The sequence below is a fragment of the Corynebacterium mucifaciens genome, from assembly GCF_012396315.1.
GTDB lineage: Bacteria > Actinomycetota > Actinomycetes > Mycobacteriales > Mycobacteriaceae > Corynebacterium > Corynebacterium mucifaciens.
Map to the genome: position 1 here is coordinate 231,071 of NZ_JAAXPF010000003.1, position 17,900 is coordinate 248,970.

Annotated in this window: 14 protein-coding genes and 1 tRNA gene; 12 read left to right on the forward strand and 3 right to left on the reverse strand. The window is 65.3% G+C overall.

Going from position 1 to position 17,900, the window contains the following annotated elements; genetic code table 11:
* The first annotated feature begins 147 nt into the window (after positions 1-147).
* Positions 148-2,520 (forward strand): transglycosylase domain-containing protein, encoded by a 2,373-nt coding sequence (locus tag HF989_RS04530; RefSeq protein WP_168684262.1) that lies wholly within the window; start codon positions 148-150, stop codon positions 2,518-2,520.
* Here HF989_RS04530 and HF989_RS04535 read toward each other — a convergent pair.
* The gene (locus tag HF989_RS04535) at positions 2,517-2,969 is read right to left on the reverse strand and encodes a GatB/YqeY domain-containing protein (RefSeq protein ID WP_168684264.1); all 453 of its coding nucleotides are present in this window, start codon (positions 2,967-2,969) and stop codon (positions 2,517-2,519) included. The two genes, HF989_RS04530 and HF989_RS04535, sit on opposite strands and share 4 nt — an antisense overlap.
* Before the next feature lie 18 nt (positions 2,970-2,987).
* Here HF989_RS04535 and HF989_RS04540 point away from each other — a divergent pair, with 18 nt between their 5' ends.
* Both HF989_RS04540 and HF989_RS04545 read left to right on the forward strand, forming a co-directional pair.
* Positions 2,988-3,887, forward strand: a complete 900-nt coding sequence (locus HF989_RS04540) for a metallophosphoesterase (RefSeq protein ID WP_168684266.1) — start codon at positions 2,988-2,990, stop codon at positions 3,885-3,887.
* A gap of 95 nt (positions 3,888-3,982) precedes the next feature.
* Positions 3,983-4,059: transfer RNA gene (locus tag HF989_RS04545), tRNA-Pro, on the forward strand.
* Between the two features lie 213 nt (positions 4,060-4,272).
* Here the strand turns inward: HF989_RS04545 and HF989_RS04550 are convergent.
* Together HF989_RS04550 and HF989_RS04555 are read right to left on the reverse strand one after the other, a co-directional pair.
* Positions 4,273-7,437 carry an alkaline phosphatase gene (locus HF989_RS04550; protein ID WP_168684267.1) on the reverse strand — a complete coding sequence of 1,055 codons (3,165 nt, stop codon included), beginning with the start codon at positions 7,435-7,437 and terminating at the stop codon, positions 4,273-4,275.
* 85 nt (positions 7,438-7,522) lie between these two features.
* Positions 7,523-8,920, reverse strand: a complete 1,398-nt coding sequence (locus HF989_RS04555) for a hypothetical protein (protein ID WP_168684269.1) — start codon at positions 8,918-8,920, stop codon at positions 7,523-7,525.
* Positions 8,921-9,058: 138 nt separating this feature from the next.
* Between HF989_RS04555 and HF989_RS04560 the strand changes: the two genes are divergently transcribed.
* The 9 genes from HF989_RS04560 to HF989_RS04600 are packed head-to-tail and all read left to right on the forward strand — an operon-like array spanning position 9,059 to position 17,671.
* A complete protein-coding gene (locus HF989_RS04560) occupies positions 9,059-11,968 on the forward strand; it encodes a DUF4040 family protein (RefSeq protein WP_168684271.1) in 2,910 nt (969 codons plus the stop codon).
* Positions 11,969-11,971: 3 nt separating this feature from the next.
* Positions 11,972-12,433: a sodium:proton antiporter gene (locus HF989_RS04565; protein WP_168684273.1), complete on the forward strand. Its 462-nt coding sequence runs from the start codon at positions 11,972-11,974 to the stop codon at positions 12,431-12,433.
* The gene (locus tag HF989_RS04570) at positions 12,433-13,965 is read left to right on the forward strand and encodes a monovalent cation/H+ antiporter subunit D family protein (protein WP_168684275.1); all 1,533 of its coding nucleotides are present in this window, start codon (positions 12,433-12,435) and stop codon (positions 13,963-13,965) included. Before HF989_RS04565 ends, HF989_RS04570 begins: the two co-directional genes overlap by 1 nt.
* Complete coding sequence (locus HF989_RS04575; RefSeq protein ID WP_168684276.1) at positions 13,965-14,402, forward strand: monovalent cation/H+ antiporter subunit E; 438 nt, start codon at positions 13,965-13,967, stop codon at positions 14,400-14,402. Before HF989_RS04570 ends, HF989_RS04575 begins: the two co-directional genes overlap by 1 nt.
* A gap of 3 nt (positions 14,403-14,405) precedes the next feature.
* Positions 14,406-14,672 (forward strand): cation:proton antiporter, encoded by a 267-nt coding sequence (locus HF989_RS04580; protein WP_168684278.1) that lies wholly within the window; start codon positions 14,406-14,408, stop codon positions 14,670-14,672.
* 1 nt (position 14,673) lies between these two features.
* Entirely contained in the window at positions 14,674-15,009 is a 336-nt protein-coding gene (locus HF989_RS04585; protein ID WP_168684280.1) for a Na+/H+ antiporter subunit G, read from the forward strand.
* A gap of 12 nt (positions 15,010-15,021) precedes the next feature.
* On the forward strand, positions 15,022-15,561 hold the full coding sequence (locus tag HF989_RS04590; protein ID WP_168684282.1) for an RNA polymerase sigma factor: 540 nt from the start codon (positions 15,022-15,024) through the stop codon (positions 15,559-15,561).
* Between the two features lie 24 nt (positions 15,562-15,585).
* A complete protein-coding gene (locus HF989_RS04595) occupies positions 15,586-16,140 on the forward strand; it encodes a YdhK family protein (RefSeq protein WP_168684284.1) in 555 nt (184 codons plus the stop codon).
* 25 nt (positions 16,141-16,165) lie between these two features.
* Entirely contained in the window at positions 16,166-17,671 is a 1,506-nt protein-coding gene (locus HF989_RS04600; protein WP_210728982.1) for a YkvI family membrane protein, read from the forward strand.
* Positions 17,672-17,900 lie beyond the last annotated feature (229 nt).

Consider the following 17,900-nt stretch of genomic DNA (forward strand, 5'->3'; position numbering starts at 1 on the left):
GTGCTCCTTTGTCCGTGTGCGTACGCCGCCATTCCGACGGTTCCGTGTAAATGTAATCACAGCAAAATTTGCTCTGTCGAATGGGTCACATTTTTGGGGGGTCTCACCTATTCACCCGCCGGTGCGGAGTCATTTAAGGTAACGGGGGTGTCCGCACTGAAATCCCTTGGAAGCCTGCTCGTCGCCCTTCTCGCGGCAGCGTTGGCCATTGCGCTCTGCCTCGCCCCCATCGTGGGCCTGGGGGGCGCCGCCCTCGCACGCACCGACGAGACGATGCAGTCCAACCTCTCCGACCTCACTCACGGCAGGGTGCCCGGCGTCACCACGGTCACCGACGCCTCCGGCGAGCCAATGGCCTGGATTTTCAAACAGCGCCGCTACGAGGTGCCGAGCGAGGCGATTTCCCAGTACGCCAAAGACGCCCTCGTCTCCACCGAGGACCGCCGGTTTTTCCAGCACGAGGGCGTCGACATGCAGGGTTTCGCCCGCGCCATGGTGACCAACGTTCTAGCCGGGGGTGTGGAGCAGGGTGCATCCACCATCAACCAGCAGTACGTGAAGAACTATCTCTGGCTCGTCGACGCGGAGACTGAGGAGGAAGCCAACGCGGCCACAGAGCAGTCCATCCCTCGCAAGCTGCGGGAAATGCGCATGGCCTCCGATTTGGATAAGACGCTGGAGAAAGACGAGATTCTTACCAGGTATCTCAACCTGGTTTCCTTCGGCAACCACGCCTTCGGCATCGAGGCGGCTGCCCTCACCTACTTCGACATCCCAGCCCGTGAGCTCGACCCGGCGCAGGCGGCGTTGCTGGTGGGCATCCTGCAGTCCGTCGAAGGCCTGAACCCGTACACAAACCCGGAGGGCGCAATGCAGCGCCGCAATACGGTGCTCGCCAACATGGCGGCCGAAGGGTACTTGGAGCAGGCCGAGGCCGACCGCATGGCGGACACCCCGCTCGGCATCCTGGATGCCCCGAACACGCTGCCCGAAGGGTGCATCACTGCAGGCGACAAGGGCTTCATGTGCGACTACGCCCTGCGCTATCTGGCAGACAAGGGGCTCGACTTGGAGACGATCCAGTCTGGCTCGTACACCATCACCACCACCCTGGATCCGGCCGTGCAGGAGGTGGCCAACAACGCGGTGCGCAACAACGTCAGCCCGTACACCCCGGGGGTTGCGGAAGTGATGAACATTATCCGCCCAGGTGCCGACTCCCGGGACATCCTGGCCATGGCCTCGTCCCGCTTTTACGGCCTGGACTTGGACCAGAGCCAAACCATCCTCCCCCAGCCCGCATCCCTCGTGGGCGCGGGCGCGGGCTCGGTGTTCAAGATCTTCACCGCAGCCGCCGCGCTCGAACAGGGCTACGGTTTGGACAGCATGCTAGACACGCCGGAGCGCTCGGTGGTCTACGGCATGGGCGACGGCGGCGCGGCGAACTGCCCGTCGGGCGCGTACTGCGTGGAAAACGCCGGCTCCTACGCCCCGCGCATGACGTTGCAAGACGCGCTGGCGCAGTCGCCGAACACCACGTTTGTCGAGTTGATTCAAAAGACCGGCGTGGCGCCGGTGGTGGATACCGCCGTGCGCTTGGGCCTGCGCTCCTACACGGACGAGAACTCCTTCGGTGACGGCCGCTCCATCGCACAGGCCGCGAAGGACGAGAACATGGGTGCGTTCACGCTCGGGCCGCTGCCGGTCAACGCGCTCGAGCTGTCCAACGTCGGCGCGACGCTCGCTTCCGGCGGGCAGTGGTGCGAGCCGAACCCGATTAAGGAAGTGTTGGACGAGCACGGCCAACAGGTTTTCATCGACCGCCCGGCCTGCGAGCAGGCTGTTAGCTCGGATGTCGCCGCCACGCTGTCCCGAGGCATGTCCGAGGACATCGCCGACGGCACCGCGGCCGCGTCAGCCCGCAACAACGGCTGGTCCGCCCCCGCGGCCGCGAAAACCGGCACGACCGAGTCGCACCAATCCACGGCGTTTTTGGGATTCACCCGGGGCATGGCGGCCGCACCATACATCTACAACGACGGCACGCAGTCCACCCCGCTGTGCACCGCTCCTGTGCGGCAGTGCCGGTCCGGCAACCTTTTCGGCGGCAACGAGGCGGCAGACACGTGGTTCCAGGCTGCCGCGGGCGTGCCGGGCGCGGCCGACGGCGGCCTGCCTGTCGCCGAGCCCGACTCGGAACGCGACGCCGCACCCGCGGCCATTGACTCGGTCGTGGGCCAATACTCCTCCGCCGCCAAATCCCAGCTGGAGGCGCAGGGCTACACCGTTTCCCTCCAGACCGTCGACGGCGGCGGCGCGCTCGCAGGCACCGTGGTCTCGGTAGCGCGAGATGGCGCCGCGGTCACGCTCAACGTCTCCGGCGGGGCAGCCTCGTCCACCCCGTCGTGGCCAGTCTCGCCCCCCTCGACGAGCACCGCTCCCCCGGCGGGCTTCGACGACCTCGAGCGTTCGCTCAACGAGGCCCGCGATGCCATCGCCGACGTCTTCGGGGACTTCTAGCTGCCCAGACGCGCCTTGACCGCCTCGGAAATGCGCTTGCCGTCGGCACGGCCGTCGGCCTTCGCCGTGGCGGCCTTCATGACCTGCCCCATCTGCGCCATGGATTCTGCGCCGGTGTCGGCGATAGCTTCGTCGATAAGCGTGGCGAGCTCCTCGTCGCTCAGTTGCTTCGGCTGGTACACCTCGAGGATGGACGCCTCAGCGAGCTCAGTTTCCGCGAGGTCTGCGCGGCCATTGGTGGTGTAGATGTCTGCGGACTCGCGGCGCTTCTTGATCTCGCGCGCGATGATCTTCTGAATCTCCGCGTCGTCCACCTCATGCTTGGAGCCCTCGGTCTCGGCGGTCTGGATCGCCGCCAGCAGCATGCGGATGGTGCCGGTGCGCTCCTTCTCCTTCGCCTTCATAGCTTCCTTGAGGTCAGTGCGGATCTGCTCTTTCAATGCACTCATGGCAGCGAGATTACAGTGGTGCGGGTGAAGAAGTTGACGGGAATAGGAGCACTCGGCCTATCGACGAGCGCTGCTGCGCTGGCGTGGGGGTATGCGGAGCGCAACAATTTTGGGCTGCGCGAGTACGAACTGCCCCTGCTCGAACCTGGCGTGCTGCGAGGCCGGAGCGAGTTCCGGGTGCTGCACGTCTCCGACCTGCACATGATCCCGGGACAGCGCAAGAAGGTTGAGTTCATCTCTGGTCTCGACGCGCTGGAGCCTGACTTGGTGGTCAACACCGGCGATAACCTCTCCGACGCGGCCGGCGTGCCCTGGGTGCTGGACGCGCTGGGACCGCTGCTAAACCGCCCGGGCGCATTCGTCTTCGGCACCAACGACTACTGGGCGCCCCGGCCCGTCAACCCGCTGAAGTATCTGACCGGGGCGAAGCGGGAACCGTCCTACGACGACCTGCCGTGGGAGGGCATGCGCGCCGCGTTCATCGAGCGCGGCTGGCGCGACGCGACCCACCAGCGGCTGGAATTTAAGTCGTCCGACGTCCGCCTCGCCCTCGCCGGCGTGGACGACCCGCACCACGACCTGGACCAGTACGACAAGGTGGCGGGTGAGCCGAACCGCGACGCCGACCTTTCGATCGGGTTGTTGCACGCACCGTACCGCCGCGTCCTGGATGCGTTCGAGGCCGACGGTTACCAGCTCGCCCTTGCCGGCCACACCCACGGCGGCCAGATTTGTTTGCCCGGGCAGCGCGCCATCGTGACCAACGCGGACATTGACCGGCGTCGCGCTTCCGGCCTGCACCGCTACGGGCGGATGTGGATGGAAGTCTCCAACGGGCTTGGGCAATCCAAGTACGCCCCGGTGCGGCTGTTCTGCCCGCCGTCCGCGACGCTGATCCGAGTTGTGGAGAAGAACTAGCAACCGCGGCAGCACCTCTGGCCTGCCGTTTTGGCTACGCTGCCGGCCAGGGGTATTGTGTTTCGAGTACCGCGGGCAACCGCGAACAACATCACCGGGATATGGCGCAGCTTGGTAGCGCGCTTCGTTCGGGACGAAGAGGTCGCAGGTTCAAATCCTGTTATCCCGACCAATCAAAACCCGCCTTTGCAGGCGGGTTTTTTCGTTTCTGTGCCCCTAGTGCGCTGCAACTGGCCGACCGGGCCGTCGCAGCCCCAAACCCTGAGAAAGCAACCCCGAGAATGCGCGGATTTCTCGCATTCTCGGGGTACCTTTCTTGGGGTTTGTAAATAGACGGCGGCGGAGCCCGACAGCCCCGGGCAAGAAATCCCGAGACGCGAAACCGTTAGAGCTTGGCCAGTGGCCCGAGGATGGAGTCCACTGCGAACGGGAACGTCAAGGCGATCACGGAGATCAAGCCGAGCACACCTGCTAGCGTCAGCAGCACGGCCAGCCCGAGGTCACCAATCAGGGAGCCCTTCGAAGAGCCCTCAGCCGAAGAGTCATCCTGCTGCATCCTGTTCTCGAAGGTGAGGCCGTGGTTGATGGGGTCAATGCCGAGCGCGTTGTTGACGGCGAAGAAAAGGTCGGTCTGATCGATCTGGCCGGTGATGTTCGCGGCGCCCGGACCGGAGGCGGCGACGCGCAGCTGAGCACCGGTGTGCTCCTGGCCTCTTAGCGCGTCCTTGTCGTCGTTGGTCTTTGAAGTGGCGAAGTTCACCGTCATCTCCGAACCGTCCGCGGTGGTCAGCTTTGTGGTGCGGCCCGCGGTCGCCGCGTCGTTGTAGGTGATCTGCGCGGTGTGGGCGTGATCTGCGGTGGCAACGATGAGGGTTTCTTCCTTGGTTTCGTCCACCCACTTCTGCACGGCCTGGACGGCCTCGTCGAGCTGGCCGACCTCTCCGATCAGGCCGCAAGCGTCCGCTTGGTGGTCGGCCTTGTCCGGGGAGGCGGACTCGACCTGGAGCAGGAAGCCCTTGTCGTTTTGCAGCAGCTCGAGCGCCTTAGTGGTCATGGCCGCCAGGCGCGGGGTCTCCTCGGTGAACTCGGGGTTGGCCTCGCAGGTGGCTGTGGCTTTCTCACCGTCGGTGGTCGGAACAGTCTGGTTTAGCACGCGCGGCATGTTGCCTTCGGAGAATAGACCCAGCACGGGCTTGTCGGCGCTCGCCTCGGTGATGCCGTCCAGCTCGGCAGCGGTGGTGACAACCTGGTAGTTGTTGTCCTTCGCGTTTTCCAGCACGGACTTGCCCGCGGTCCAGTTGGTCTGATCCCACTTGCCGCCCTTGACCACCTCGGCATCGAAGTACTTGCGGCCGCCGCCCAGGGTGACGTCCGCGCGCAGGTCTACCAACTGCTCGGAGATGGAGCCGAGGCCGCCGTTTTCGCGGAGCTGGTCCCCCTTCGCCGGCTTAGCGTCGCCGGACGGTGCGTAGTAGGAACGGTTCAGGGCGTGCGCGGCGAAGGCGGCCGGGGTGGCGTCCTGGATCTCGGCGGTGGAGACGTTACCGATCTTCATGCCCTTGGCCTTGGCCAGCTCGCCGATCGTGGCCACCGGCTGGCCCGCGTTATCCACGCCGATGGCGCCGTTGTACGTCTTCACGCCGGAGTTCCAGCCGGTGCCGGACGCAGCGGAGTCGGTGACGTAGTTGGGCAGGCCGGTCTCCTTATCCAGCGCCCAGGTGGTCTGGTAGCCGGTGTAGTTGAGGTTGTCCAGGCCCTCGAATCGGCCGGCGGAGCCCTTGAGGTAGTTGCGGGCGGCGGTGATCTCGGAATCTCCGGTGCCGTCGCCGATCAGCAGTACGACGTTCTTGGCCTTCGCCTCGTCCAATTCTTGGCCCTTGGCTCCGAACTGGGAGCACTCGCCCACCTTGGGTGCGGTCCCTTCGGAGACGAGGTAGCACAACTCGCCGCCGGATTTTGCTTGACGACGGCTCGCCAGCGACTGCACCTTGCTGCCCATCGTGATCTCCCACGGATCTTGGCCGCCCTCAGTGCCGCCGTTGAGGCGCAGCGCGTTGGCCATGACGTAGAACGCATCGGTTTGGTCCAGTTGGCCGTTGACGTTTTCGGAGCCGGGGCCGTAACCCGCGATGCGCACCTGGGCGCCGGTGTGCTGCATGGAACCAGTCTTGAACTTGCCGTCCTCCACGGTCCACGGCTGGGTGCCGAAGCCGACGGACATGATCGCGCCGCCGTCCTTGGGCGACTCCAGACGGGTAATGGCGGAGACAGACTCTTCACCATCCGGCACGATCTCAGCGGTGTGAGCGTGGTCGGCGGTGACCACAACGAGGGTGTTGCCGTCCTCCTTGGCAAAGTCAAGGGCTTCCTTGATCACCTCGTCGATCTGCGCGGTCTCGCCGATCATGCCGCAGGCGTCAGAGGCGTGGTCAGCCTTATCGATGGAGGCGGACTCAACCTGCAGGAAGAAGCCCTTCTCTGCGTTCTTGTCGTCCAGCAGCTTGATGGCCTTCTTGGTCATCTCTGCTGCGGTCGGCTCGTTGCCGGTGTCCTGCAGCTTGCACTCCTGCGGCTGCTGGTCCTCAGCCTTGCCCGGCACGGTTCGCTCGTAGCGGCGCGTCATGTTGCCGTCGTTGAACAGGCCCAGCACCGGGTGCTCCTGGTCGGCCTTGGTGATGCCTTCCAGGCCGGCCTTATCGTCCACAATCTGGTAGCCCTTGACCTCGGCGTTCTCGCGGACGGACTTGCCGGCCTCCCAGTCGGCGCCCCCGTCGTTCTTGTCGGTCAGGAACGGGTTGCGGTTTTCGCCGCCTTCCTTCACCTCGGCGTTGAAGTACTTGCGGCCGCCGCCGAGCGTGACGTCTGCGCGGGTGTCGATGATCTGCTCGGAGATGGACCCCAAGCCGCCGTTTTCGCGCGCCTCGGCCCCCTGCACAACTTTCTTGTCGCCTGACGGCGCGTAGTAGCCGCGCTGGGAGATGTGGGAGTGCATGGCACCCGGGGTTGCGTCCTGGATCTCCGCGGTGGAGACGTTGCCGGTGCGCATACCGGCGTTCTTGGCCATCTCGATGAGGTTTTCGTGCGGCTTGCCTTCGATATCTACGGATAGCGCACCGTTGTAGGTCTTGGTACCCGTGGACCAGCCGGTGGCGGACGCGGCCGAGTCAGTCACGTACTGGCGCTTGCCATCCTCGCCCACCGCGAACGTGGTGTAGGCGCCCGACGCGGTCAGCTCATCCAGGCCCTCGAAGCGGCCGTTCGCACCCTTGAGGTAGTTGCGGGCCGCGGTGATTTCCTGGTGGCCCATGCCGTCGCCGAGGATGAAGATGACGTTGCGGGCCTGGGCGTCGGTGTTGCCCTGACCACCCTTGCCAAACTGGGTGCAGTCGCCGGGCTGCGGCGCGCGCACGCCTTGGGAGTCGATCGTGATGCACGATTCTTTGCCGTTGAAGTTCTGCTCCGCGGAAGTTGCGGCGGCGGTAGGCAGATTCGCCAAAGCCAGCGCCCAGACGCTGACTACCGCGGCGACTGGCTGAAATTGGAAACGCATGTGAGGTTCCTTGAAAACGAACGGGTGTTTACCGTTTTGGAAGCTACGCCCGCCACGTTTCCAGCAGGAGACACTCAGGTGAATTTTAGGTTGCGCTTCTACTCGCCCCAGCGAGACCGGCCACCGCCAGCAGCGCGCTGAGCAACATGGCGGACACGATGCCCGGGTAGTCGCCGCCGTTACCGGCCGCAGAAACCGCGGTGGACGCCCAGTGCATGGGCGCTACCTGCGACACTGCTTCCCACACGGGGTCCACGCTCGCCGTCGTCGCGGTGCGCCACACCCAGCCGACCACACCGGCCTGCGCCACCGCGAGGGCCCCGGCCACGCCGAACCCGAACCCGGCGCCGAGCCAACGACTGAGCATGGTGGCCAAGCCTGCCGACGCGGCAGCACCCGACAACAGACCAAGGAACGCGACCGCGTACTCCCGCGCCCCGAAGCCCGAGCCAAGGACGCCGGCGAGGATCGTGCCTGCTGCGGCGAGGGCGACGGAGCCGAAACCGAGGATCCACCAGCGCCCGCGGGCGACGTACCAGGCGGCTGCAGCGAGCGCTGTCCCGCCCAGCACCGACATCGCGGCGAGCAACATCGCGGCCACGGGTGCAAGTGTCGGACCGGCAGGCGCAGACTCGCCGGCGCCCGCGTCCGGGGCGACCGCAGGCACCGGCAGGGCCGCGCGCACTGCGGCGACCTTGTCGGCGTTCATACCCGCCATCTGGTTGATCTTCTCCACACCGTCGACAAGCTCGTCGATACCGCCGGTGGCCTCCCCGGTCTGCGCCTGTAGCTCGGCGAGACCGCGGGCCAGCTCGGCAGAGCCGTTGGTGGCTGTATATATACCGTCGTGGAAACCGTAGCCCGGCACCGCGAGCTGGTTGGCCAGGTCCCGGGACCCGTCGCGCAGTTGGTTCATCTTCGACACCACATCCGGCGGCAACTGGGCGGTCTGCACCTGCTCGCGCAGCCCCTGCAGCGATTCGCGGGCCTGCACCACCTCGGGTTCTTTCGCGTCTTTGAGCTCCTCCAAAGTGCGGTCGATGGCGGCGACGACCTGGCCGCGCACTGCTTCGAAGCCGGTGACTTGGTCCACCACCTCGCCGATGGAATCGGCCAACTGCGTGGCGCCTGCGCCGAGTTGGCCCGTGCCAGCCTGCAGCTCGACCATGCCGTCCGAAAGCTGCTGGGAACCGGTCTGGGCGGCCGCGATGGCGTCGATAAGCTGCTGCGTTTGCCCCTGCGCGCCTTCGATGCCGGCGGCAAGCTGGCCCGCGCCCTCCTCGAGCACCTTGGCCTGCTGCCCCGCCTCACCGGCGGCGCGTCGCGCGTCCCCAAGGTTGTCCGGTCCAACCTGCGGGGCGCCAGAGACTTCCGAGTCGCGAGCGACGTTTGCCCATGTGTCCGCAGGTTTCATGGGCAACAGCGCACCCGCCACCAGCGCCAAAAGCGCACACATCAACCGCAAAGCGTTGCCCGATTTCATGGGACTGTTCATAGCACCCGCCGCCACCCGGCTGCGGGAGGCGCACCGCCTGTGAAAGCTCGCCGTTAGAGCCGTGTCGGTTGAATTGATACTGTCGTAAGGGTTCTTGCCAAAACCATGCATTGAAATGGGTTCACCATGACTCTTCCCCTTGTCATTGGGCTCGTAGCGGCAACGGTGGTGCTCTCCCCACCGCTGGTGCGAGTCATGGACAAGAAGGCCGGTTACCCGCTCGCGGCCCTGTTGTTCGCCGCCGCGGCCGTGCTGGGCTCCAAGTTCACCGACGTCTCCCGCGGCACCGACCTGACGTGGTCGAGGCAGTGGGCGCGCGACGTGATGGGGTCGGGCACGTCAATCGAGTTCGCGCTCCGCGCCGACGGGCTGGGCATCTTCTTTGCGCTGCTTGCACTGGTCATCGGCGCGGTGGTGTTCCTCTACTCTGCCGCCTACCTGCCAGACCGGGACGGCAACACGAGCTTCTACACCATCATGACGGCGTTCACGCTGTCCGTGCTGCTGCTGGTGCTTGCAGACGACGCCGTGCTGCTGTTCATCGCCTGGGAGCTCGTCTCTATCGCGTCGTTCCTGCTCATCGCACGCTCGGGCTCCTCGGGTGAGGCCGGGTCCTACCGCACCCTGATCCTCACCTTCTTCGGCGGCCTGACCCTGCTGGCTGGCCTGGCTGTTGCCGCGGTACAGACGGGCACGACGCGCCTGGAGGCAATCCTCGCCTCCGACGTGTGGGGCGACAACCGCGTCACCGTGGTGGTGGCCATGCTGATCGCATTCTCGGCGTTTACCAAGGCCGCGCAGTTCCCCTTCCACTTCTGGCTGCCCGAGGCCATGGCCGCGGCCACGCCGGTGTCCGCCTTCCTGCACGCGGCTGCCGTGGTCAAGGCCGGCATATACCTGCTGCTGCGTTTTTCCACCATCTTCAGCGACGTCGCAGCGTGGAACTACCTGCTGGTGATCACGGGGCTGTTCACGGCGCTCATGTCCGGCCTGTTCGCCATCACGAAGACGGACTTGAAGCACCTCACCGCCTACTCCACCGTCTCCCACCTGGGATGGATCGTGGCGGCCATCGGCGTCGGCTCCCCCATCGCCATGGCTGCGGCGCTCACGCACACGCTGGCGCACGCGCTGTTCAAATCCTCGCTGTTCATGCTCATCGGCGTTGTGGACCATGAGGCCGGCACGCGCGACATGCGCCGCCTCGGCCCCATCTACAACCAAATGCCGTTCACGTTCGCCTCCACCGTCATCGCCGCGGCGTCGATGGCCGCGATCCCGCCGTTGTTCGGCTTCGTGTCCAAGGAGTCCATCCTGGATGCGCTCCACGAGGCACCGCACGGCATGCTCCTGCTGGTCACCGCCGGCATCGCCGCCTTCCTCACCTTCGTGTACTCCGCGAAAATCGTGTTCGGGGCGTTTATCGACGGGCCGAGGGACCTCCCCGACGTTCACGAAGCTCCCGTAGCCCTCTGGCTGCCAGCGGCGCTGCCCGGCCTCGCGTCTGCGGTCTTGCCGTTTGTCCTGTTCTGGGTGGACAGCCCGGTTTCCGCAGGGGTGCGGGCCATTACTGGCGACGACAGCTTCGCCACCCACCTCGCCCTGTGGCACGGCGTCACGCCCCCGTTCATTGTCTCCATGCTCGTGGTGGTGGCCGGCGTCGTGTTTGTCCTGTTCTTCCGCAAGCCGGTCTTCGCCGCGCTGCGCAACAAGGAATTGTTGCCTGCGGACGGCACCGAGGTGCTGTCGTGGACAACCCGCGGCCTGTCCGACTTTGGCAAACAGCTCGGCTCACTCGCCGACGGCTTCAACCCGTCGCGCCACCTGTTCCCGCTGCTCGCATCCGTGGTGGGTATGGGCCTGACGGTGATCCTGCTGACCGACGGCATCGACGGCGTCAGCCCGGCCCCGCGTGCCGAGGGCCTCGACGTGTGGTGGGACCTCATCCCGTTCGCCATCATCGCCATGTCCGTGCTGGGCATGGTATTCACCCGCTCCCGCCTCGCGTCCGCCGTGCTGCTGGGCACGGTGGGCGTGGGCATGACGCTGCAGATGTTGATGCTGGGCGCCCCGGACGTCGCACTGACGCAGTTCCTGGTTGAGGCGCTGACAGTAGTGGTCATCCTGGTGGTCCTGCGGTTCCAGCCGCGGATGTTCCCGGAGACGAAGCGCCGCCGCAAGGTGCTGGCCTCCGTGTTCGCGCTGGCCGCCGGCGTGGTCACCTTCTTCGGTGTCTACGGCCTGACCGGTCGGCGCGATCGCTCCGAGCTCGCGCAGTGGTTCCTCACCGAGGGCGGCGATGTCACAGGCGCGGACAACATCGTCGCCGTCATCATCGTGGAGTTCCGTGGCTTAGATACCTTGGGCGAGCTGTCGGTGCTCGGCATGGCGGCCGTGGTCATCCCCGCGGTAGTTAGCTCCGTACCGCGGCACCTCTTCGAGGCCGGCACCCGCCCGCGCCCGTTTGGCCAGTCGCAGCTCAATTCCATTCCGCTGCGCAAGGCGGCCGCGCTGGTGGCGCCGATCCTCGTGGTGCTGTCCGTGCTGATCTTCTTCCGCGGCCACACCGCCCCGGGCGGCGGCTTCGTCGCGGCCTTGGTGTTGGCCACGGCGTTTGCCATCAACTACCTTTCCCGCGGTGCGGATGCGGAGGTGGTGAAGAGCCTTACCCCGATTCGTCTCACCGGCTGGGGCATCATCATCGCCATCTCCTCCGGCTTCCTCGGCTTTATCCAGGGCGGGTTCATGTACGCCATCCACGGCGAAATCGCAGGCGAGCACCTGACCACCTCGCTCATTTTCGACTTCGGCATCTACCTCGCCGTGTTGGGCATGGTCACCGCCGCGATCAACGCGCTCGGCGGCTACCTGCGCCCGGGCATGGACGTGTCCGACTTGGACTACACACGCGATGAGGCGGAGAACCCTCTGCCCAGCGTCCCGGAGCCGGAGCTGCCGGAGAATCCTGTGGACGCGCACCCCGAGCCGATCAACCCGGCGCACGACCCGCAACCGGTTATCACGAAGGAGCTTTAACCCATGGTCATGGCACTTACCATTGCGGTCCTCGTCGCGGGATCCGTGTACCTGGTGTTGCAGCGCGGCATGGTGCGCATCGTCTTTGGCATGTCACTGTTCGGCCACGCCACGAACCTCACCCTGCTGGCCGGCGGCGTGGGTGCGTGGCGCGGAGAGGCGTTCCCCTCCCGCGTGGCATTCGAGGACATGGGAGATCCACTGCCCCAAGCATTCGTGCTCACCGCGATCGTGATCGCGATGGCGACCACGACGATCCTGCTCATGCTGTCCTCGCTCGGGCGCAACGACGACACCGCGGAGCAGCCCACGGGCACCGACGCCGGTTACTCCAAGATGTGGCTGAGCCCCTCAGCTCTGTCCACTGCGGGCCGCAACGCGCGCCTGAACCAGAAGAAGCTGGAGGAGATCCGCGCTCGCGAGATCAGCCACGTTGACAACGAAAGCCTGAAGGTGACCGACTAATGGCTGTAGACGCAATCCTGCCCGTCTTTGTGGCGCTGCCGCTGATCGTCTCGGCGGTCACCGCGCTGAGCCCGTGGAAGTGGCTCAACGACGCCCTGGCGGTCATCATCCCCGCCATCAACCTGCTCATGGGCGTTTGGCTCTACGGGTACACCCGCGACAATGGCACCATCAGCCACGTCATCGGCCTGTACCAGGGCGGCGTAGGCATTTCCTTCGTGGCGGACGCGTTCTCCGCGGTGATGATTGTGACCACCATGATCGTCGCGCTGATGTCCAACTGGTTCGCTATCGCGGTGGGCGAGACGCAGTCGCGCTACTACGCGCCGCTGTCGCTCGTGCTCGTCACCGGCGTCTCCGGCGCGCTGCTCACGGCGGATCTGTTCAACTTCTTCGTCATGATCGAGGTCATGCTCCTGCCGTCCTACGGCCTGATCGCCATGACGGGTACCCGCCACCGCCTCCTGTCAGCGCGCATGTTCGTGCTGGTCAACCTCGCCGCATCCACCATGCTCCTGCTGGGCGTGGGCTACCTCTACGCCGTCACCGGTGCGGTGAACCTCGCCGCATTGCAGGGCGTCGCCGCCGGCGGGGGCCCTGCAACCGTGGCCGCCGGCATCGTTGTTATCGCCATCGCCGCCAAGGCGGGTGTCTTCCCCGTCTACACCTGGCTGCCGCGCACGTACCCGTCCACGTCCGCCGCGGTGATGGGCCTGTTCTCTGGCCTACATACCAAGGTCGCGGTCTACATGCTGTTCCGCATCTGGGTGATCCTGTTCGACATGGATCCGCGCTGGAACACCCTGCTGATAGTGGTCATGGTCATCTCCATGATCATCGGCGGATACGCGGGCCTGGCAGAATCCACCATGCGCCGGGTGCTTGCTTACCAGATGGTCAACGGCATGCCGTTCATCCTGATCATGCTCGCGTTCACACAGGACGACGCCCGCTACGCCCTCGCCGCGGGCCTGCTCTACACCCTGCACCACATGATCACCATCGCCGCGTTGGTGCTGAACTCCGGCGCGATCGAGGAGACGTACGGCACCGGCACCATGGCCAAGCTGTCCGGCATCGCCCGACGCGACCCGTGGACATCGGCCGTCTTTGTCGCCGGCGCGTTCTCCATCGTGGGCTTCCCGCCATTTTCTGGCCTCTTCGGCAAGGTTACCGTGGTGATGGCCGCGGCAACGGCGGGCGACTGGCGGTCGTGGGTGGCGATCACCGCCATCATTGTGGCGTCGTTCGGCGCGCTGCTGTCCATGATGCGCATGTGGCAGCGCGTGTTCTGGGGCCGCCCGATGCAGAACTACCCCGAGGCGCTCAACGTGCGCGTGGGCTTCATGCTGCCGTCAGCGGTGCTGATGGTCCTGTCGCTGTGCATGTTCATCTTCGGGGGCGAAATGTGGGAGATCACCACCACTGCGGCCGATGACCTGCTTAACGTGGACGCGTACACGTCGGCTGCCCTGGGCGATGACCCCGTCGGCGTCCCCGCGCCCGGCGACACCTTCGGAGGGGAGAACTAATGCAAGGCTTCTTCCGCGGCGTGCGCTACGCCGCCTGGATCATCAAGGAAATTTTCGTGGCCGGCTTCGACGCGGTCGCCGCCGCATTCAACCCACGCGCGCAGCTTGAGCCCATCGTCATCTACTACCCGCTGCGCGTGCATACGGACTGGGAGGTGTTCTGGTTTACCACCTCGATCACCGCCACCCCGGGCACCTTGTCCATGGGCCTGCGCCACCCGGTCACCCCCGGCGGCCCGATCACCTTGTTGGTGCAGGCGGCGTTCGGTTCGGACCCGGAGGACGTGATCGCGGGCTTGGTGGATATGGAGGAACACCTTCGGCCGTCGTTACGCGAACACCCAATTGACACAGCCGCAGTGGCGTGGGAACCCTACGTCGACTACGGCCCGGACAACAAGGGCGCGCACGTGCCGCCAGCGGAAAGGATGGATTAAGGCATGTTCACCACTGTCATGCAGGTCTGCATCATCGTGATGTCAGTGAGCCTGCTCGTCTCGCTCGCTGCAGTGATCCTGACCAAGGACGAGCTTTCGCGCGCCGTGATGGGGGACGTGATTTTCTACGGCATGGTCGCGGTCTTCCTGGTGTGGACGCTGTGGAACTCGTCCGCCATCGGCTACGAAATTCCGATCCTCGCCGGCCTTGTCTGCGGTGTGATTCCGACAATTTCCATGGCCCGCATTATCTCGAGAGGACGCCGCTGACATGACCATCGCCGAAATCATCGTTACCGTTCTCGTGGTGCTCGCCACCATCTGCGTGGTCGCCACCACCATCCTGCAGTTGCGCGCGCCGGACGCGCTCACGCGGGTGAACCTGCTTGGCACGCTGGTGGTCATCGCGTTTCCCATCCTGATTGTGGCGAAGCTGATCCGGTCCTGGACCACCACCGGCTTCGACCTCAACGACTTCATCCGCGCCATCATCGCCGTGCTCGCGGTATGGATCGTCGGCTCCGTGGCATCCTTCATCATGGGCCGCTCCATCTACGGCGTGACCGTCTCCGACAAAACGCCGCTTGCCCAGCCGCGTAACCGCTAACGCAGTGGGCTTGTGAGCAGGAGCGACGACGCGTACGTCACCGACCTGGCGCTGCGCGCGGGCCGCGGCGATAGGGGCGCGCTCACCGAATTTATCCGTCTCACCCAGGACGACGTGTGGCGCCTGCTCGCCCATCTAGCCGGGCCGCAACACGCCGATGACCTCGCGCAGGAGACATACCTGCGCGTCCTCGGGTCGCTGCCCCGTTTCCAGGGCCGCTCCACTGCCCGCACCTGGTTGCTGTCGCTCGCCCGCCGCGCCTGGGTCGACTCCGTGCGCCACGACATGGCGCGACCCAGAAAGTCCGCCGCCGAGTACGAAGACGTCGCCGCCGCGAACCCGAGCCCGGACAACCCCAACACGTGGAGCGACGTCATCGACGCACGCTCACTTCTCGACGAGCTGGCGCCCGAGCGCCGCGAAGCCCTCGTCCTCACCCAAGTGCTGGGCTACACCTACGAGGAAGCGGCGAAGATCGCCGGGGTGCGCGTGGGCACCATCCGTTCGCGCGTGGCCCGGGCCCGGCGGGATCTTGTTGCCGGGAGTAAATAGGCCGGTAAAGCTAAGGTTGTCCCCATGCGTATTTCACAACCATTGGCACTGACCACCCTTGCGGCAGCAGCGCTGGCGGTGGCTGGGTGCGGGTCGGAAAACGACGACGCCCCCGCCGGCCACGCTGACCACGCTGTGCACAGCGAGCACGAGCACCCGGCCGACGGCGGCCCCGCGCCCGCCGGCATCGCCGAGGCGACGGACCCGACCTATCCCGTGGGTACTGAGGTCACGCTCACCGCCGACCACATGCCTGGCATGGACGGCGCCACTGCGACCATCTCCGGCGCCTTCGACACCACCGCGTACGCCGTGTCCTACACGCCGACAGACGGCGGCGACCCAGTGACGAACCACAAGTGGGTCGTGCAAGAAGAGCTCGAAGGCGTCGGCGACGAAGAGCTGGCCCCCGGCGACACCGCTGTGATGACTGCGGGCCACATGCCCGGCATGCAGGGCGCGGAGGCAACAGTCGATGCTTCCACCGACGAGACGGTCTACATGGTGGACATCGACTCGCCGGAAATGACCATGACGCGGCACAAATGGGTCGTCGAAAGCGAAATCCAGCCGAAATAGACTGTCGGATTAGACTGATCTCGTTATGTTGAAAAATGCACTCTTAATTTCGTTTGCCTTTATCGGCACCGTTGTGGGCGCAGGCTTCGCCTCCGGCCAGGAAGCGATGCTGTACTTCTCCGCCTTCGGCACGCAGGGCATGTGGGGCGCGGTCCTCGGCTCGGTCCTCATGCTCATCGCCGGCGTGACCATCCTGCAGCTTGGATCGTTCTTCCAGGCGAAAGAGCACATGGAGGTGCTCGGCTCCATCTCGACGAAGGTGATTGGCTGGGTTCTGGACATCGCCACCATTGTCACCCTGTTTTCCATCGGCTTTGTCATGTTCGCCGGCGCGGGTGCCAACCTGAATCAGCAGTTTGGTTTGCCCGTCTGGATCGGCGCGGTGCTCATGCTGGCCCTGACCATCGGCTTCGGCATGCTGGACGTGGACAAGGTCACCGGGGCAATTGGCGCGCTGACGCCGTTCCTGCTCGTCTTTGTCATTGTCGGTTGCAGCTGGACGCTGATCAACGCGCACCCGGACTGGGACGCGCTGAACGCGGCGGCTGCGAACGTGGAGACCTCCCTGCCCAACTGGTGGATCTCGGCGCTGAACTACACCGGCCTGAACGTCATGTGTGTCGTCTCCATGGCGCTCGTGATCGGCGGCAACCATCTGGATACCCGCGCCGCTGGCCTCGGCGGCCTCTTCGGCGGCCTGGGCTACCTGGTCATGTTGATGCTGCTGGCGATGGCGTTGCTGGTGAAGATCGACACCGTGTCCGGCCAGGACATGCCCCTTCTGTCGTTGATCACGGACATCAACCCGACCATGGGCCTGATCATGTCGCTGGTCATCTTCGGCATGATCTTCGCCACCTCCCTGGGCATGTTCTACGCCTTGGGCAAGCGCCTGGCGCGCGGCCGCGAGGACAAGTTCCGCGTGATCTTTATCGCCGCGTGTTTGATCGGCTTTGTGCTGTCCTTCGTCGGTTTCCAGCAATTGGTGTCCACCGTGTACCCGATCCTGGGCTACCTGGGCATCCTGCTCATCGTCGTGATGACGCTGGCGTGGGTCCGCGGCATTCCGAAGCTGCGCAAGGAGGGCGACCGCCGGCGCCGCGCGCTGGAGCTGACCCGCAAGAAAATGGACCCGGCCGAGCGCTTCACCAAAAACGACGAGCGCGAGCTGGAGTACATCACCGAAAAGTCCAACGTGGACAACGAGGAACTGTCGGAGGCGCTGGAAGAAGAGGTCGCCCAGGAACTCGCGGAGGACGAGGAGAGCGATTTCGAGCTCGAGGATCTGGAGAACCCCTCCGAGGTGGTCTACGTCTCCTACACCGAGCCGGTGACCGCTGATGAGTACGCGGCGCACCCGGATGAGCCGTGGAACGACCACACCGTCGACGACCTCATCGCTGCAGAGGAGGCCGAGGAGGCCGCTGCGGGCCCGGACACCAGCCTGGGCGGCTCCACCGCGGTCACCGGCTCCGACGCCGACACCACCGACAAAACCGCCACCGACGGCACCGGCTCCACCAAGCTGTAGCCCCCGCAACTAAAACCCCTGTGCAATTTTGTTCACTGGAGAATGAACAAATCCGCACGGGGGTTTTCGCCACCTGAGGAAAGTGAACAAATCGACGCTCAGCGCTTTGTGTCAAGTGGTTGTGAACGGGTTTGGGTGTTAGATCGTGATGGGTTGTGGGGGTGGGGCGGTTTGGGTGGTGGTGCGGATGATGCTGACTTCTGCTGGAAGGCTTGTGCCGGCTTTGGTG

Bases quoted from the DNA above. Each gene is read 5' to 3' on its own strand.
- HF989_RS04535 (WP_168684264.1), bottom strand. From the start codon at position 2,969: ATGAGTGCATTGAAAGAGCAGATCCGCACTGACCTCAAGGAAGCTATG.
- HF989_RS04550 (WP_168684267.1), bottom strand. From the start codon at position 7,437: ATGCGTTTCCAATTTCAGCCAGTCGCCGCGGTAGTCAGCGTCTGGGCG.
- HF989_RS04555 (WP_168684269.1), bottom strand. From the start codon at position 8,920: ATGAAATCGGGCAACGCTTTGCGGTTGATGTGTGCGCTTTTGGCGCTG.
- HF989_RS04560 (WP_168684271.1), top strand. From the start codon at position 9,059: ATGACTCTTCCCCTTGTCATTGGGCTCGTAGCGGCAACGGTGGTGCTC.
- HF989_RS04565 (WP_168684273.1), top strand. From the start codon at position 11,972: ATGGTCATGGCACTTACCATTGCGGTCCTCGTCGCGGGATCCGTGTAC.
- HF989_RS04570 (WP_168684275.1), top strand. From the start codon at position 12,433: ATGGCTGTAGACGCAATCCTGCCCGTCTTTGTGGCGCTGCCGCTGATC.
- HF989_RS04575 (WP_168684276.1), top strand. From the start codon at position 13,965: ATGCAAGGCTTCTTCCGCGGCGTGCGCTACGCCGCCTGGATCATCAAG.
- HF989_RS04580 (WP_168684278.1), top strand. From the start codon at position 14,406: ATGTTCACCACTGTCATGCAGGTCTGCATCATCGTGATGTCAGTGAGC.
- HF989_RS04585 (WP_168684280.1), top strand. From the start codon at position 14,674: ATGACCATCGCCGAAATCATCGTTACCGTTCTCGTGGTGCTCGCCACC.
- HF989_RS04595 (WP_168684284.1), top strand. From the start codon at position 15,586: ATGCGTATTTCACAACCATTGGCACTGACCACCCTTGCGGCAGCAGCG.
- HF989_RS04600 (WP_210728982.1), top strand. From the start codon at position 16,166: ATGTTGAAAAATGCACTCTTAATTTCGTTTGCCTTTATCGGCACCGTT.